The 16697-nt window shown below is 64.5% G+C and carries 17 protein-coding genes; 8 read left to right on the top strand and 9 right to left on the bottom strand.

Annotated elements, in window-relative coordinates; genetic code table 11:
• Positions 1 to 75 precede the first annotated feature (75 nt).
• Positions 76 to 477, bottom strand: coding sequence for a hypothetical protein (locus tag AC5WEY_RS08520; RefSeq protein ID WP_495645457.1), 402 nt, complete (start codon positions 475 to 477; stop codon positions 76 to 78).
• A gap of 469 nt (positions 478 to 946) precedes the next feature.
• On the opposite strand from AC5WEY_RS08520, the gene AC5WEY_RS08515 reads away from it, so the two are divergent.
• A complete protein-coding gene (locus AC5WEY_RS08515) occupies positions 947 to 2857 on the top strand; it encodes an HNH endonuclease signature motif containing protein (RefSeq protein WP_495645456.1) in 1911 nt (636 codons plus the stop codon).
• A 120-nt stretch (positions 2858 to 2977) separates the two neighbouring features.
• Positions 2978 to 3244 (top strand): hypothetical protein, encoded by a 267-nt coding sequence (locus AC5WEY_RS08510; RefSeq protein WP_495645455.1) that lies wholly within the window; start codon positions 2978 to 2980, stop codon positions 3242 to 3244.
• A 165-nt stretch (positions 3245 to 3409) separates the two neighbouring features.
• Here AC5WEY_RS08510 and AC5WEY_RS08505 read toward each other — a convergent pair whose 3' ends face one another.
• Positions 3410 to 4765 (bottom strand): LLM class flavin-dependent oxidoreductase, encoded by a 1356-nt coding sequence (locus tag AC5WEY_RS08505; RefSeq protein WP_495645560.1) that lies wholly within the window; start codon positions 4763 to 4765, stop codon positions 3410 to 3412.
• A 163-nt stretch (positions 4766 to 4928) separates the two neighbouring features.
• Between AC5WEY_RS08505 and AC5WEY_RS08500 the strand changes: the two genes are divergently transcribed.
• From AC5WEY_RS08500 to AC5WEY_RS08490, 3 genes are all read left to right on the top strand, one after another.
• Positions 4929 to 5267, top strand: coding sequence for a WhiB family transcriptional regulator (locus AC5WEY_RS08500; RefSeq protein WP_495645454.1), 339 nt, complete (start codon positions 4929 to 4931; stop codon positions 5265 to 5267).
• A gap of 120 nt (positions 5268 to 5387) precedes the next feature.
• Positions 5388 to 6146, top strand: a complete 759-nt coding sequence (locus tag AC5WEY_RS08495) for an HAD-IIA family hydrolase (RefSeq protein WP_068053998.1) — start codon at positions 5388 to 5390, stop codon at positions 6144 to 6146.
• On the top strand, positions 6146 to 7219 hold the full coding sequence (locus AC5WEY_RS08490) for an isochorismate synthase (protein WP_495645453.1): 1074 nt from the start codon (positions 6146 to 6148) through the stop codon (positions 7217 to 7219). Before AC5WEY_RS08495 ends, AC5WEY_RS08490 begins: the two co-directional genes overlap by 1 nt.
• Before the next feature lie 5 nt (positions 7220 to 7224).
• Here the strand turns inward: AC5WEY_RS08490 and AC5WEY_RS08485 are convergent, their stop codons facing one another.
• The 4 genes from AC5WEY_RS08485 to AC5WEY_RS08470 are packed head-to-tail and all read right to left on the bottom strand — an operon-like array spanning position 7225 to position 10326.
• A complete protein-coding gene (locus AC5WEY_RS08485) occupies positions 7225 to 8448 on the bottom strand; it encodes an O-succinylhomoserine sulfhydrylase (RefSeq protein ID WP_495645452.1) in 1224 nt (407 codons plus the stop codon).
• A complete protein-coding gene (locus tag AC5WEY_RS08480; protein ID WP_037172108.1) occupies positions 8445 to 8858 on the bottom strand; it encodes a rhodanese-like domain-containing protein in 414 nt (137 codons plus the stop codon). The genes AC5WEY_RS08485 and AC5WEY_RS08480 overlap by 4 nt, the downstream gene beginning before the upstream one ends.
• A gap of 45 nt (positions 8859 to 8903) precedes the next feature.
• Positions 8904 to 9431: an Rv0361 family membrane protein gene (locus tag AC5WEY_RS08475; RefSeq protein ID WP_057476616.1), complete on the bottom strand. Its 528-nt coding sequence runs from the start codon at positions 9429 to 9431 to the stop codon at positions 8904 to 8906.
• A 34-nt stretch (positions 9432 to 9465) separates the two neighbouring features.
• Positions 9466 to 10326: a TauD/TfdA dioxygenase family protein gene (locus AC5WEY_RS08470; RefSeq protein WP_495645451.1), complete on the bottom strand. Its 861-nt coding sequence runs from the start codon at positions 10324 to 10326 to the stop codon at positions 9466 to 9468.
• Between the two features lie 295 nt (positions 10327 to 10621).
• Between AC5WEY_RS08470 and AC5WEY_RS08465 the strand changes: the two genes are divergently transcribed.
• A complete protein-coding gene (locus AC5WEY_RS08465; RefSeq protein ID WP_495645450.1) occupies positions 10622 to 12007 on the top strand; it encodes an FAD-dependent oxidoreductase in 1386 nt (461 codons plus the stop codon).
• A gap of 72 nt (positions 12008 to 12079) precedes the next feature.
• On the opposite strand, the gene AC5WEY_RS08460 is transcribed toward AC5WEY_RS08465, so the two are convergent.
• Positions 12080 to 12949 carry an SMP-30/gluconolactonase/LRE family protein gene (locus AC5WEY_RS08460; RefSeq protein ID WP_495645449.1) on the bottom strand — a complete coding sequence of 290 codons (870 nt, stop codon included), beginning with the start codon at positions 12947 to 12949 and terminating at the stop codon, positions 12080 to 12082.
• 55 nt (positions 12950 to 13004) lie between these two features.
• Here AC5WEY_RS08460 and AC5WEY_RS08455 point away from each other — a divergent pair, with 55 nt between their 5' ends.
• Positions 13005 to 13751, top strand: coding sequence for an amidohydrolase family protein (locus tag AC5WEY_RS08455; protein WP_495645448.1), 747 nt, complete (start codon positions 13005 to 13007; stop codon positions 13749 to 13751).
• A gap of 13 nt (positions 13752 to 13764) precedes the next feature.
• Here AC5WEY_RS08455 and AC5WEY_RS08450 read toward each other — a convergent pair whose 3' ends face one another.
• Both AC5WEY_RS08450 and purT read right to left on the bottom strand, forming a co-directional pair.
• Positions 13765 to 14247: a DUF456 domain-containing protein gene (locus AC5WEY_RS08450; RefSeq protein WP_495645447.1), complete on the bottom strand. Its 483-nt coding sequence runs from the start codon at positions 14245 to 14247 to the stop codon at positions 13765 to 13767.
• Positions 14248 to 14271: 24 nt separating this feature from the next.
• Positions 14272 to 15468, bottom strand: coding sequence for a formate-dependent phosphoribosylglycinamide formyltransferase (gene purT / locus AC5WEY_RS08445; protein WP_057476622.1), 1197 nt, complete (start codon positions 15466 to 15468; stop codon positions 14272 to 14274).
• A 96-nt stretch (positions 15469 to 15564) separates the two neighbouring features.
• Here purT and AC5WEY_RS08440 point away from each other — a divergent pair, with 96 nt between their 5' ends.
• Complete coding sequence (locus AC5WEY_RS08440; protein WP_495645446.1) at positions 15565 to 16641, top strand: CaiB/BaiF CoA transferase family protein; 1077 nt, start codon at positions 15565 to 15567, stop codon at positions 16639 to 16641.
• Positions 16642 to 16697 lie beyond the last annotated feature (56 nt).

Genomic DNA, 16697 nt, shown 5'->3' with positions numbered 1-16697 from the left:
GCAGTTGCCAACCGGGGTAGAAAATGGACTTACCGACGAAAGTCTCGAACAGAGTGAACGGACGAGCCCTCCCAATCAGACGGCAACTGTCAATTCCGCTTTTTCACTGACGACCGAATCCGAATCAAGCTGTCGCTCAACCATATCGGATCGCACGTCGATCATGCGTTGCACCCAAAAGTCGACCGTTTCACCAGCGGCGCAAAACCGATCCAGCACGTCCATACACAGCCAGGTCGCAACCGAAAAATCCTGCTCCGCCCCGTCGAGACCCATGAGTGCCAATTCTTCGCCCACGGCGATGAGAGCGCAATCGACACCGGCACTACTGCGCTCCAGCCATCCCAACGCCCGACGGAGATACTCCCAATCGGCTGCGGGCACAGGTTCGATGGCCGATTGCCTGCACAATTCCGCCGTCGCGACGAGCGCGTCCACAACCGGCCCCGACAGTGCACCGTCGAGTTCGACGAGCATGCCCCGATCGGAATCTATGAGGTCGGCCATGTAGCGCCAGCGGGTCGAAGGGGCGACATCCTCCGGCCACAGGTCAGTCGTACCGAACTGAAGTCGACTGATCAGTTCTTTCGATGAACTGCACGAAGCGGCGAAACGGAATGCGTCGTTCATGTCGATCATCCCCACTGGGTCGTAACACAACATTGGACACCGGCTCGGCACTCGAGTTCGGAGGTACTGCCAAGCAGTGGCTTTCGTCACCGATGCAAGCAACGATGCTGTGGTCGTTACGACCGCCTTGGGGGATATTGAACGCCCTCACCAGCATCTACGCGACTCGTCGTTACTGAAAATCGACAACGTCACACTTGTGGTCGATGTGTAATCCGCCACATACTGCAGCACTTCGACTCGGCATCCCGGCAGCCGAGCGCGAGTTGGAACGCGTGTTCGAAAGTCTGTCGGTGGGTCGCGATAGATTCTGTTCATGCTTTCGGGGGACGGCGGATCAGGGGTGGACGGCATCGAGACGGTGCCGCCTCCCCCTGTCGTGTCCGATCCCGCACTGTCGGCGCTGATCGACCGGGTCGAGTCCGCGGTGGCGGAGTTGGCCGGGCAGGGGTCGGTGTCGTGGACGAACGCCGACCGGCGTGCGGTGATCCAACGCATGGAAACACTCACCCGATCCGTGACCGCGTACTCGTACACCTGGCTCAACGAGCTGATCGATCAGCGCGGCCTCGATGTGTATCCCGGCTCGGTACCGTGCTCGGTGGCATGGATGCTGCGCATCACCCCACGCGCCGCCGGAGCGCGAGTGCGTCTGGCCGCCGAATTGGGGGATCGCACCGCACTGTCCGGTGAAGTCCTACCTCCGTTGTTGCCGCACACCGCGGCAGCGCTGCGGGCGGGATTGCTCGATGCCAAACATGTGCAGATGATCCGCGAATTCTTCAAGCACTTGCCGGCCAGTGTCGATCCGCAGACCCGCGATCTCGCCGAACAGCAATTGGTGGGCTACGCCTGCACCCGACGGCCCGACGACTTCGCGCCGTTGGTGGCTCACCTGGATTCGATCCTCAGCCCCGACGGCGACTACGACGAAGACGAGGACGAGGACGAGAACGGCAAGCCCAAGCCGAAGAAGCGTCGGGATGCGTTCTTCTATCTCGGTGAGCAGGGTGCCGACGGGATGTCGGACGGGAAGTTCTGCGTCGACTCCGAACTGCGGGCCTACCTCGAGGCCCTGTTCTCCAAAGCCGCGAAACCGGGGGTGAACAATCCTGCCGACCCGACATCGGTCGTCCACGACGACGAAGACTGCGAGACCAGCAGCGACGACGAAGACGGCGAGACCAGTAGCGACGACGAGCGCGGCGGGAGCGGCAGCGACGACGAGGGCGACCAGAGCGGCAGTGCCACAGCGCCGAAGGCCGAGCCGACCACCCACGAAGCAGACTCCAGTGACGCCGAGTCCACCGATGGAGGCCCGTGGGATGAGACGGACTGCGACGATGGCGCCGACTGCGGTGAATGCGACGGTGCCGACTGTGGTTGCGGCACAGCACCCGACGGCACAGCACACGACGACACAGCTGCAGCCAACGGCAGTGCCGAACCAGGCGACACAACCGACGCAGCCGAGACCGACGACGACCCCAACGGATCCGATACCGATACCGACACCGACACCGACACCGACACTGCGGCACGCGCCGCTGCCGCTGCGCGGGATCGACGCACCCAGAACGAACGCCGCCACGACGCCCTGAAACTGGCACTCCGGCACACCCTCGCCTCCGGAACCCTCGGCACCCACCGCGGCCTACCCGTCACCGCCATCGTCACCATGAGCCTCAAAGACCTCGAATCGGGCTGCGGATACGCCATGACCGGCACCGGATCCCGCGTCTCCATCCGCGACGCCATCCGCATGGCCTCCCACGCCCGCCACTACCTCACCATCTTCGACGACCACGGCAGAGCCCTCTACCTCGGCCGATCCAAACGCATCGCCTCCGCCGACCAACGCATCGTCCTCATCGCCCGCGACCGCGGCTGCAGCTTCCCCTCCTGCACCCGCCCCGCGACCTGGTGCCAAGCCCATCACGTCGACGACTGGACCGACGGCGGGCCCACCGACATCGACGCCCTCACCTTCGGCTGCGACATGCACCACGCCCTCGTCGGCACCGGACCAAGAAAATGGGCGACCACCAAAACCGGAGCAGCACATCGCTACCCGGGCCGCACCCTCTGGCACCCACCCACCGGAATGGACCCACGCAGGCGTGGGCTCATCAATCACGCACACCACCCCGAAGAAGTCCTCTACCCACCAGACCACCACGGCGACACCGGCGACACCGGCGACGAGGAACCACGACAACCCGCATGACGACCCACACCAACACCACGGCACAGCCCTGCCTGCTGCACACGCCTACGCCAAAGCAATCGGGAGTGTCCGATTAACGGTGGATCCGACCTCGGTGTCGGTTAGTTACCGTTCGGGGTGATGCGTCCTTCGAAGGTGATCGCGAACGCATTGAGCGCCGGCTTCCACCTCACCGACCAGGAAAGCCTGCGCGAGCAGAAGATGTTCGGCGGTCTGGCGTTCCTGGTGCGAGAGAAAATGGTGGTATGCGTCGGCACCGGGAACCGTGCTCTGTTGGTCCGAGTGGACGAAGCTCGCGAACCCGAATACCTCGAGCACACCACGCCGTCATGGGCCGAGATCGCTCGATGGGCGCAGGGTGGATCACCGTCGATGCTGATGCGCTGACGAGCGAAGCAGCACTGGAGTTCTGGGTCGCTGCAGCCCTGGAGCACAACGCCAACAGTGCGGACTGAACGCAAACTCCGGCCGTACACCGGGGGTCTATGCGACGGCCGAGTACAGGTCACCGCCTCGGGTGCTGTCACGATGACCTCGGCTATCAGCCTGGCATCAACTGAAGGCACCCCGGTATCGGGCCGCCGGATGCGACCCGGGCAACCTGTCCCGTCCGGTGAGTTTGTTTCGGACGGTGCCCTGCCCGTACTCGTGTTGCGCCAGCCCGCGCTGCTGGAGAACCGGGGTCAGATGATCGATGAACTCCACGTAGCTGCCCGGGATCGTCGAATTGATGACATTGATTCCGTCGACTCCGACCGAGCGCCACTGCTCGAGCCGATCGGCGATGGACTCGGGCGTTCCCACCACCCGGCCGCTGCGACTCCGCATCCGGGCGAGATCTCGGACGGTGGGTTCGCGGTCGGGAATCGCCTCCCGAAGCCACTGCAAAGTACTCAGCGAACCTTGTGCTTCGACCTCTCCGATCGGCGTATCGAGATCGTAGAAGCCGAGGTCCACGCCGATGCCGCCTGCAGCATGCGCGATGATCATGGACTCGTCGACGTACTCGTCCAGTTCGGCGGCTTTACGTGCCGCTTCCGCCTCGGTGCTCCCGATGACGAACGACAGACCCTGGAAGAATTCCAGATCCCCCGCGGATCTACCGGCCTCGACGACCAGGCGGCGAGTGTCGGAGATGAGCGAGCGCGCGGCCTCGGGTGTCGGAGAAGCAATGAATTGGGCCTCGGCGTTACGCGCCGCGAAGCGTCGACCCGTCGGAGATGATCCGGCCTGGAACAGCAACGGCGTCCGCTGCGGAGACGGTGCCACGAGATGCGGGCCCTCGACGCTGTAGCGCGCGCCGACGTGATCGATCTTGTGCACCTTCGAGAAATCACCGTGCCGACCGGATGCTTTGTCCTGCAACAGAGCTCCGTCGTCCCACGACCCTTCCCACAGCTTGTACACCACATCGACGTACTCGTCCGCCCAGGCGTATCGATCCTCGTGGAGAGCCATGTCTCCGAAGCCGAAGTTGCGCCAGGCGTTCGGCGACAGACTCGTCACGATGTTCCAGGCGATGCGGCCGTCCGACGCGTGATCGAGCGTGGACATCTTGCGCGCGAAGTTGAACGGATGCTCCTGCAGAATCGACGACGTCAACGCGATCCCGAGATGCTCTGTTGCATAAGCGATTGCCGACGCGATCACGGTGGGATCGTTGCTGGGGATCTGCAATCCGGATTCGACGAACTTCTCCCACGACCCCTGATAGTCGTCGTACAGCCCCACGACATCGGCAAAGAATATGAAGTCGAACTTGCCCCGCTCGAGTTCCTTCGCCAACGACACCCAATGCTCCAACGAGGAGAAATCGGTCTGCTCCGCCTCCGGCTTGCGCCACGCACCGTGCACGATGTGGGACGTGGTGTTCATGACGAATGCGGAAAACCTGAGCGGCCGAGTCATACCGCCACCATGCCACGAACCCAGCGCACCGAGCAGAGCCCCTCGAATCAGCCTGATTTCAACCATTGCCTCCCGCCACCGACGCGGCGAGCCTTCTCGGTAGCGAATCGTTCTGTGCGAGCCGGCCCTCGCGCAGCGTCGACGAAAGGAATGGGTCGCCACGATGCCGAACAACTCTGCTACGTCGAAGAACGCCGCGATTGCCATGATCGAACGCAGGGTTTCTTCCACCGCCGAATCCTTGGACTGGCAGATCGATGCACTGTGCCGAGGTCAGGACGCGGAGATCTTCTTCTCCCCGTCGGGTGAGGGGCGAACGGCGCGTCGCCAACGCGAGGATCGAGCCAAGCAGGTGTGCGCCGGCTGCGCAGTGCGCGACGCATGCAGGCGGTTCGCCTTGGCCGCAAACGAACCGTTCGGCGTCTGGGGTGGCACCACCGCCCGCGAACGCCAGTTGCACAGAGCCACCTCTCGACGTGCCGAAGAACGGCAGGCGAGTTAGTAGCAGGAGTGGAGCCGGCGCAACGACGCGATAGTTCTGCAGTCGAGCCTGAGCGCGACCGGCGTAGTTCACAATGGACGGGTGAGCGAAACCGAGAAGCCCCAGCAGTGGACGTATCTGATGGACATGGACGGTGTCCTCGTGCACGAGGATCATCTGATTCCCGGTGCCGACACGTTCCTCGCCGAGCTGCAGGCCAACGAGATCCCGTTCATCGTGCTGACCAACAATTCCATCCGCACCCCCCGTGACCTGCGCGCCCGTCTCGCATTCACCGGGTTGGACATTCCGGAGAAGTCGATCTGGACCTCGGCCCTGGCCACCGCCACGTTCCTGGGCAATCAGCGGCCCGGCGGCAGCGCGTATGTCGTCGGTGAGTCGGGGCTGACCACGGCGCTGCACGATATCGGCTACACCCTTACCGATTCGAGCCCCGATTACGTGGTGCTCGGCGAGACCCGCACCTACTCGTTCGAGGCCATCACCACCGCCATTCGTCTCGTCGAGAAGGGTTCGCGCTTCATCGCCACCAACCCCGACGCCACCGGGCCATCTCGTGAAGGCTCGCTGCCGGCGACCGGTTCGGTGGCCGCGCTCATCACCAAGGCCACCGGCAAAGAGCCGTACTACGTGGGCAAGCCCAATGCGTTGATGATGCGTTCGGCACTGCGCGCGATCGGCGGTCACTCCGAGAACACGCTGATGATCGGCGACCGGATGGACACCGACGTGCTCTCCGGTCTCGAAGCCGGGCTGCAGACCATCCTGGTTCTCACCGGAATCTCGACGGTCCAATCCGTCGAGCAGTATCCGTACCGCCCCACCAAGGTTCTCGATTCCGTCGCAGACCTGGTGGGCCGCACACAGAACCCGTTCTGATGACCCTCGAATTCGTCCTGTCCCGGCAGGATCACCACGTCGTCGGACTGGGCGTTCGACACGCATTTACCGACGTCGCCGACGCGGTGACCGCGGTGCGGGAAGGCCGAAATGTCGTCGGCGCGTTGCCTTTCGATATGTCCGACGCCACGGCGCTGATCGAACCGGAGGAGTTCTACCGACTCGACGGGCCCTGGATGACAACGGACCCCCTGCCTCAGCTGCCGGCCGTGACCGTTGCACGTCAGATTCCCGATCCTGACGTCCATGTGCAGCGGGTGCATGATGTCGTCGAGCAATTGAAAGCCGGTGTCGCCGAGAAGATCGTGCTCGCTCGGGCCATCGAAGTGACCGCGGATTCGCCGATCGAGCCTGCCTCGATGTTGAGCGCGCTGGTCTCCCGCGATCCGATGGGTAACGGCTTTCTGGCAGACCTTTCTCCCATCGGTGCCTCGGGCGGGCACATCATCGGTTCGAGCCCGGAACTGTTGGTTCGCAAGCGCGGCAACGTCGTCACCTGCCATCCGTTCGCCGGAACGGCCGCGCGATCCACCGATCCGGCCGAAGAAGCACGCATCTCCGCGGCGTTGGCGGCCAGCGCCAAGGATCAGGCCGAGCACCGATTTGTCGTCGACGAGATCCGCGCTGCGTTGGAGCCGTACTGCGAGACGCTCGATGTGCCCGAGTCACCCCAGCTGAGCAGCACTCCACAGTTGTGGCACCTGTCCACGCCCATCGTCGGCACCTTGGCCGATCCCGCGACCTCGGCGCTCGACCTCGCGCTGGCACTTCATCCCACCGCTGCCGTCGCCGGCGTTCCCCGAGCGGCGGCCATGGCTGCGATCGCCGACGTCGAGGGCTCCCGCGGCTTCTACGCCGGAGCCGTCGGGTGGACCGACGGCAGCGGCGACGGCGAGTGGATGGTCACTATTCGCTGCATCGAACTCGCTGCGGACGGACTTTCCGGAACGGCCACGGCAGGCGGCGGCATCGTCGCAGATTCCGACCCGGCCGCCGAATTGGACGAAACGACGGCGAAGTTTCGTACGGTGCTCAGCGTCTTCGAACGCTGAACCAGCTACTTCAGCGCCTGGTCCAGGTCTCCGATCAGATCCTCGGTGTCCTCGAGACCGATCGAGATACGTACGACTCCGTCGGTGATGCCTACTGCGGCACGACCTTCCGGCCCCATTGCGCGGTGCGTGGTGGTGGCCGGGTGAGTGATGAGCGACTTCGAATCGCCGAGGTTGTTGGAGATGTCGACGATGCGCAACGCGTCGAGCACCTCGAAGGCACGCTTCTTGCCTTCACCCTCGGGGGCTTCGAGCTCGAAGGTCACGACGGTACCGCCGCCCGACATCTGCGACTTCGCCAGCTCGTACTGCGGATGTGATTGCAGGAACGGGTATTTCACCCAGCGCACCGCAGGGTGAGCTTCGAGGAACTCGGCGATCTGCAGCGCCGAGTTCACCGAATGCCGAACCCGCACCGGCATCGTCTCGAGCCCCTTCAGCAGCGTCCAGGCGTTGAACGGGCTCAATGCCGGACCGGTGTGCCGCATCAGAGTCTGCACCGGACCGTCGATGTATTCCTTCGATCCGAGGATCGCACCGCCGAGCACGCGTCCCTGGCCGTCGATGTGCTTGGTGCCCGAGTACACGACCACGTCGGCACCGAGTTCGAGGCTGCGCTGCAGCAGTGGCGTCGCGAACACGTTGTCCAACACCACCGTTGCTTCGGCAGCATGCGCCAGCTCGGAGACGCGCCGGACATCGACCAACGACTGCATCGGGTTGGACGGAGTCTCGAAGAACACCGCCGTGGTCGGCACCGACAACGCCTGCTCCCACTGCTCGAGATCTTCACCGTCGACGAAGACGGTCTCGACACCCCAGCGCGGCAGAATCTCGTTGCACACCACGAAGCATGACCCGAAAAGGCTACGCGCAGCGACCAATCGGTCGCCGGCCTTCAACAGTGCGCCAAGCGCGGTGAACACCGCGGACATGCCGCTCGAGGTACCGAAGCACGCCTCGGCCCCCTCGATCAACCGCAGCCGCTCCTCGAACATCTTGACCGTGGGGTTGCCGTAGCGCGAGTAGACGAAGTGATCGATGTCGCCGGTGAACGCCTGCTCCGCGGCACCGGCGCTCTCGTACACGAAACCTGAAGAGAGATAGAGAGCTTCGGCGTTCTCGTCGAAGCCGGACCGCATCAGACCGCCGCGAACCCCGAGGGTTGCCTGACCCACACCCTCGGGCAACGGCTTGCTGAATCCGCCGCCTTTCGGATTCCCGCTCACGACTGCCGCCAGGGCAACCCGACCGCACGCCAACCCGTGGCTCCGCGGTGGCCGTCGGCGTCGGTGGCACCTTCGAAGCCGTCGAGCACGTTGTAGGACGGACCGATGCCCGCAGCCGTCGCGGCCTCGGCGGCACCGATCGATCGCTGACCGGAGCGGCACAGGAAGACCACCGGCCGATCACCGTCCACGCCTGCGGCTTTGAGGTCGTCGACGAAGTCGGTGTTGCGAGCACCGTCGGGGTAGCTGACCCACTCGATGAGGTGCGTCGGACGGTCGATGCCGGAGGTGTCCGGAACACCGACGTACTGCCACTCGGCGCGCGTTCGAACGTCCACGAGTACGGCCTCGGGGTTGCTCTGCAACAACTCCCAGGCCGCTTCCGGGGTTATGTCACCTGCGTAGGTCACTGGATCAGCCTTCCGTCACTTGCCGTTACGTCACACATACCTGGATCACACATTGCACACCAGCCACTTGTCGTCGACGCGGACGAACTTCCACTCGTCGTCGGTCTGCACGCCGGATTTCTCTTCCTTCAGCGGCACGGTCACCACGCCGCGGTCGCCGTTGACCTCGTATCCCGTGGGCACTCCGTCGATGGATGTCTCGCCGTTGCGCTCCACTTCACCGGCACGGTCGGTGCGGTACTGCGCATCGTCGCCGGGGATGAGCACGGCGACCTGGTCGAAGCAGGTGTTCTCACGCAGGAGATCGGCGTCGCCGGAGTTCTGTGCCTCGAGGAATCCGTCGACGGCGTCGGTCAGCAGCTGCGCTTGCGTCACGTTGTCCTCCGCGGGGGCGAACTTCGACGCCGCGAAAATACCGACGAGCAGAACGACGACGATGCCCGCAGCGATGATGAACGGCCACGCGTTGGGCGGACGCTGCTCACCGGAGTCGGCGGCCGCTTGGGACGCGTTGTTGCGCGCTTCCTCACGACTGTCGACCCACTGCTGCCTACGTTCACTCCACGACGCCATGTAGGCAATCTTCCTCGATCCGACGTGCCCGGAACTACCGGGGTCCGACGGGAATGTCGCCGCGCAACGTGATGCGGTGCATCTTGCGGTGCTCGGTGCCGTAATCGCGATTGGCGTAGTGCGAGGTACTGCGGTTGTCCCACAGCACCAGATCGCCCAGACGCCAGCGGTGTCGCACGATGTGTTCGGGTTTGGTCAGGTGCGCATAGAGCAGGTCGAGGATTCCGCGACTCTCCGCCTCCGACACCCCCACGATGTGGGAGGTGAAACCGGGATTGACGAACAGCCCCTTGCGGCCGGTTTCCGGGTGCACCCGCACGACGGGATGTTCGACGGGGACCAGTGCGGTGACTTCCTTGCCGTCCCACACGTTGCCCTTGCCGCCGCGCTTCTGCGCGAGGTAGTAGCCGAACTCGCGGTTGCCGTCGTGAATTGCAGTGAGTCCGTCGATCATTCGGCGAACGGGCTCGGACAGCGACTCGTAGGCGAGTTGGCTGTCGGCCCAGTTGGTGTCGCCGCCGTGTGGTGGCAGGACGACGGGCCGCAGGATCGAACCCATCGGCGGACGCTCCATGAACGTCACGTCGGTGTGCCAGACGTCGGCGAACCCGTTGTCCTGACTGTCGAGCGCGTAGACCTCGGGGGCGACGTGGCCACTGTCGTGTACCGGGTGCCCGGCGGTGAGGTCTCCGAGACGACGACCGAATTCGACGTGTGCCGCGTCGTCGAGCGTCTGCCCGCGCAGCACCAGAACCTTGTGTTCGACGAGGGCTCGGCGGACAGCGTGGATCTGCGCAGCGGACGCCGACGCGACGTCGAGGCCGATGACCTCGGCACCGAAGGACGGGCCGAGCTTGTCGAGAGTGAGGGTGACGGTCTGTTCCAGGGTGGTCATGTGTCCTCGAATCTGTTTACGGCGAAAAGGGCTGATTCAGGCAGCGCTGCCGTCGAAAGAGGGTCCCGTCCTGTTCAGGGAGGGGAAGGGCGTCGGGTCAGTTCACCGACAACACATGTTGGTGCAGGTACGACAGAAGTCGACGGTGAACCGTCGGACCAGGAATGTCGTCTGCACAGAGCAATTCCTACCCGAAACCGGGGAATACGGCAAGTTGCCCACTGCCCCAGCTCAGGTAGTCCTTAATTTATGCTGGGGTGTCCGCACTTCCCTCGAAGAAGGTAGCTCGCCGCACATGACTGATCAGACTCGTCCACTCCGCGTCGCCATCGTCGGTGCCGGACCGGCCGGCATCTATGCCGCCGACGCGCTCATGAAGTCCGACCACAATGTCAGCGGACCGGGCGTGAGCATCGACCTCTTCGAGCGGATGCCGGCTCCGTTCGGGCTCATTCGCTACGGCGTCGCCCCCGACCACCCGCGCATCAAGGGGATCATCACCGCCCTGCACAAGGTGCTCGACAAGCCCCAGGTACGCCTGCTCGGCAACATCGACTACGGCAACGACATCAACCTCGACGACCTTCGCCGCTTCTACGACGCCGTCATCTTCTCCACCGGAGCCAACGCCGACCGCGCACTGAACATCCCCGGAATCGACCTCGACGGCAGCTACGGTGCCGCCGACTTCGTGTCCTGGTACGACGGCCACCCCGACGTGCCGCGCACCTGGCCCCTCGAGGCCGAGAAGGTCGCCGTCCTCGGTGTCGGAAACGTCGCCCTCGACGTCGCACGCGTCCTCGCCAAGACCGGCGACGAACTGCTCCCCACCGAAATCCCCGCCAACGTCTACGAAGGCCTCAAGGCCAACAAGGCCCTCGAAGTACACGTCTTCGGTCGCCGCGGACCGGCCCAGGCCAAGTTCACCCCGCTCGAACTGCGCGAGCTAGACCACTCGCCGAACATCGAGGTCATCGTCGCCCCCGAGGACATCGACTACGACGAAGGCTCCGAGCAGGCGCGCCGCAACTCCAAGCAGGTCGACATGGTCGCCAACACCCTGCAGGACTGGGCCATCCGCGACGTCGGCAACCGCCCGCACAAGCTGTTCCTGCACTTCTTCGAGTCGCCCAGCGAGATTCTCGGTGAGGACGGCAAGGTCGTCGGTCTGCGCACCGAACGCACCGAGCTCGACGGCACCGGCAACGTCCGCGGCACCGGCAAGTACAACGATTGGGACGTTCAGGCCGTCTACCGCGCCGTCGGCTACCTCAGCCAGAACATCAGCGCGCTCCCCTTCGACGAGCAGGCAGGCACCATCCCCAACGAAGCCGGACGAGTGGTCGAATCGCCGCACTCCACCACGCCCGTGCCCGCCACGTACGTCACCGGCTGGATCAAGCGCGGACCCGTCGGCCTCATCGGCCATACCAAGGGCGACGCCAACGAAACGGTCGCGAACCTGCTCGAGGATGCGCCGAACTTCGCCGGTGCAGCCGAGCCGGCCCTCGACGCGGTGACCTCGTTCCTCGAAGGCAAGCAGGTACCCTTCACCACCTGGGACGGCTGGTACCGCCTCGACGCCCACGAACGCTCCCTCGGCGAAGAAGAAGGCCGCGAGCGCGTCAAGGTCGTCGAGCGCGAGGACATGCTGAAGGCCTCCGAGCCCGACAAGGCCTAGAGAGCGGCTGCGCCGCATGTGAGCGGAACTTCGTAGTGGGCTACGAAGTTCCGTTCACATGCGCGAAGCGCACTACACCCGAACCGCCAACAGCTTTCCCTCGGTTTCGATCTTGCGTTGATGCTCGTTGAAATCCGGTGCAGCGCAGACGAACAGCGTGCGGCCGTCGGATCCGCCGAGTCCGCAGGCGAAGACGCCGAGATCGAAATCGAGCTGGTCGAGCACCTTTCCGCCCTGCGCAACGTGCAGCACCCGCTGACCCAGCGCATCGGCGATCCACATCGTGCCGTCGGTGTCGATGCAGCAGCCGTCGGCCGCCACCTTCACCTCGCCGATGGCCGTCGCCATGTCCGTCGACGTCGGTAGTTCGCCGAACTTCGCCCAGTCACGCCGCTCCCCCAGTGAACCGTCCTCACCGATCGCGAACGCACTGACCCGGTTTCCGACCGTCTCGTCGACGAGCAGTTCGCCCGAACCCGTGAACGCCATCCCATTGGGGAAATACAGATCCGACGCCACGACGTGCGCCGAACCGTCCGGGTCGACGCGAATCAGATCGGCCGTCTCGACGGGCGCGAAGTTCATCAGGTCGAACCCGAAATTGCCGATGTAGGCGCGGCCCTGCGCGTCCACGAGCATGTCGTTGAGGTTCGCCGTCACGTACGTCGACAGGTCGGCATGGACGGTCAACGAACCGTCGTTCTCCCGCAGCAGCAGCTTGTAGTCGCGCATCGAGACGATCAGCAACCGCCCGTCGGGCAGCCAACCGAGCCCCGACGGCTGGTTCGGCACCTGGGCTTCGACGCGCACGTCGGAACCGTCTTCGAGGGCGGATACAACGCGATGGCTGTAGAAGTCCGATACCCAGATCCTCCCTTCGTGCCAGCGTGGACATTCGAAATAGGTGTAGCCGTCGAGAACGACAGTGGTCTCCGGTTTCATGTTTCGAATTCAAACACCGAGCACGGTGGCCGCGACGCCGAATGCGTGAGCTGGCATGCTGGGGGCCGTGTTCGACGCCCACCTACACATCATCGACCCGAAGTTTCCGCTCATCGAGAACCACGGATTCTTGCCCGATCCCTACACCGTCTCGAACTACCTCTACGACGTCGACGGGCTCGGCATCACCGGCGGCGCGGTGATCTCGGGATCGTTTCAGGGCACCGATCAGACCTACCTGCTGGCTGCTTTACAGACCCTGGGCCGAGGCTGGGTGGGCGTCACTCAGATCGATCCGGAGTGTTCCGACGAGGACATCGTCGCGCTGAACGATGCGGGCGTCCGCGGTATGCGATTCAACCTCAAACGCGGTGAGACCGACGTCGAGATGCTCACCACCCAGGCACGTCGCGTGCACGAACTGGTCGGCTGGCATGCCGAGCTGTACGTCGATGCGTCCTTGCTGCTCTCGCTCGAACCCATCCTCGCGAAGTTGCCGGCGGTGAGCATCGATCACCTGGGCTTGTCCACTCAGGGTCTGCCGTACCTGCTCAACCTCGTCGACCGCGGAGTACGCGTCAAGGCAACCGGATTCGGCCGAGTGGATCTCGACATCGCCGACACACTGCAGCAGATCCATCGAGTCAACCCCGCGGCGTTGATGTTCGGCACCGATCTACCGGGAACCCGAGCCCCACGCCCGTTCTCGGAGACCGACCTCGACATCATCACGCACGCCGTCGGCGGTGACCTACCCGCTGTGCTCGACGGTAATGCCCGGGCCTGGTACCGGGTCCCCTGAGTCAGCAGGTCCCTTAGACGAGCAGTGCCCCGCCGAGCCACACTGCGGAGGCGAGCAACGCGCCGAACAGCTCCACCAGAATCGACAATCCCGCAGCCTTGGTGGCATGCAACGTCGAACGCCAGGCCTCGGAATGATTCCGGTGCCTGGGCACTTCGGCCACGTAGACGCCTGCGATGAAGCCGATGAAGAGCCCGACGACGGGGATGACGAAGAATCCGACGATGCCGAGCAGGCCGCCGACCATCAGCGATCGCATCGGCACGCCTGCCTCCCGCATCCGACGACCCGGCCAGGTGTATTTCACGACCCCGCTCAGAACCAGCAGCACCGTCGCGATAGCGAACACCGTCCACGCGGCGGCTCCGCCGGTGATCCACGCCCACAGTGCGACTGCCGCGAAGATCAAGATGGTGCCGGGCAGAATCGGGACGACGATACCGACGAGGCCGACCAGAATCGCCAGGCCGACCAGAACTTCTCCGAGCGCGCTCATGAGCTCAGTGTGCCCTGTGCCGGATCAGACGACAGGACGAACCTTGCCTGCTGCCTCGCGGGCCCGACTCCGCGCAGTCTCGATGTCCGACGCCGTCGACACCGCAACACCCATCCGGCGCCGGACGAAGCTCGTCGGCTTGCCGAACAGCCGCAGGTCGGTCTCGGGAACCGCCAATGCATCGGCGACGCCTTCGAAGGAAATGCCGTCCGCGTCGACTCCGCCGTAGATCACCGCCGACGCGCCCGGGGAGAGCAGCGTCGTGTCGATCGGCAAACCGAGTACAGCGCGGGCATGCAGCTCGAACTCCGAGAACCGTTGCGTACGAAGCGTTACCAGGCCCGTATCGTGAGGCCTCGGGCTGACCTCGGAGAAGTACACGGTATCGCCCTGCACGAACAGTTCGACCCCGAACAGCCCGCGCCCACCCAGTGCCGTCGTGATCCGCTCGGCAACGTCGCGCGCACCGGCGAGGGCCGCGTCGGACATCGGTTGCGGCTGCCAGGACTCGATGTAGTCGCCTGATTCCTGCAGGTGGCCGATAGGCTCGCAGAAGAAGGTCCCGTCGACAGCTCGTACGGTGAGAAGTGTTATCTCGTAATCGAAGTCGACGAATCCCTCGACGATGACGCGGCCGAGGTCGACGCGGCCACCCTTCAATGCGTACTCCCAGGCCGCCTCGACATCGGCGTCGCTGCGAACGACGGACTGCCCCTTGCCGGACGACGACATGACCGGCTTGATGACGGCCGGAAACCCTATGGTGGACAACGCCTGTCGAACGTCGTCCAACGAATCGGCAAAAGCGTAGGGCGAGGTCGGCAGCCCGAGTTCCTCGGCGGCCAATCGCCTGATGCCCTCGCGATTCATCGTCAACTGCGTCGCCCGAGCCGTGGGGATCACCACGCTCCGGCCGCGGGCTTCGACCTCGGCGAGGGCGTCGGTGGCAATGGCTTCGATCTCCGGGACCACGAAGTCGGGCTGCTGCGAATCGATCAGCGCCAGAAGCTCTTCCGGGTCGCTCATGTCGATGGTGAACGCATGATGGGCGACCTGATGGCCGGGAGCGTTGTCGTAGCGATCGACGGCGATCACCTCGACGCCGAGACGCTGGAAGGCGATGATCACCTCTTTGCCCAGCTCACCTGAGCCGAGCAGCATCACCCGGGTGGCCCCGGGAGTGAGCGGAGTACCGATGCGGACGGGATCTGGGGCAGTCACAGCCCTATTATCCACACCCCAATCGGTTGGACGACCTAGTACAAGTTAGTCTCCATTCACATTCGCAGCTGACGAGTCGGAACGAGGCAATTAACCGTGTCGAACACTGGTGGACCGCTCACAGGGCTCCGCGTCGTCGAACTCGCAGGTATCGGCCCCGGCCCACACGCCGCGCTACTGCTGGCCGACCTCGGCGCAGACGTCGTTCGCGTGCAACGCGCTGGGCAGGTCTCTCCGCACGATCACCAGCTGCGCAGCCGCACCATCGTCGAGGCGAACCTCAAGGACCCCGCCGACATCGAGAAGGTTCTCGGCCTCGTCGAGCGTGCCGACGTGCTGATCGAGGGGTTCCGGCCCGGTGTCACCGAGCGACTCGGACTCGGACCCGACGACGCCCTCGCTCGCAACCCGCGCCTGGTCTACGGCCGCATGACCGGCTGGGGCCAGGAAGGCCCCTGGTCGCACACCGCCGGCCACGACATCAACTACATCTCCGTCACCGGGGTGCTCAACGCGATCGGCCGTGCGGGCGAGCGTCCGGTGCCGCCGCTGAACATGGTCGGCGACTTCGGCGGTGGATCGATGTTCCTCGTGTTCGGCATCATGGCCGCGCTGTACGAGCGACAGAATTCCGGTCAGGGCCAGGTGGTCGACGCAGCCATGGTCGACGGCACCGCCGCTCTCTCCCACATGATCTGGGGCTGGCGTGGCGTCGGAGCATGGAGCGACGACCGCGGCACCAACCTTCTCGATACGGGCGCACCGTTCTACGACACCTACGAGACCTCCGACGGCCGGTACATGGCAGTCGGCTCACTCGAGCCACAGTTCTACGCTCAGCTGCTCACCGGACTCGGCCTCGCCGATGCCGACCTACCGTCGCAGATGGACAAGTCGCGCTGGCCGGAATTGCGTGAGAAGTTCACGCAGACATTCCTGACCAAGACCCGCGACGAATGGGCCGCGATCTTCGACGGCACCGACGCCTGCGTGTCGCCGGTCCTCACGTTCGCCGAGGCACCGAACCACCCACACCTGAAGGATCGCGACTCGCTCATCGACATCGACGGCGTCACCCAGCACCGTCCGGCACCGCGGTTCTCCCGCACCGAGAACGGTGTCCCGACGCCGCCGCCGTCCACTGCCACCGACATCGGGTCGGTCTGGGTTTGATGGTCCGAACTCGAAGTTGTGGACAATTTTCAGCTGATTTCCGTCCATAACTTCGA

The sequence above is a fragment of the Rhodococcoides sp. S146-33 genome (genome assembly GCF_059489205.1).
Note: the sequence above shows the minus strand (reverse complement) of the source record. Positions and strands in the feature narration are given on the sequence as shown.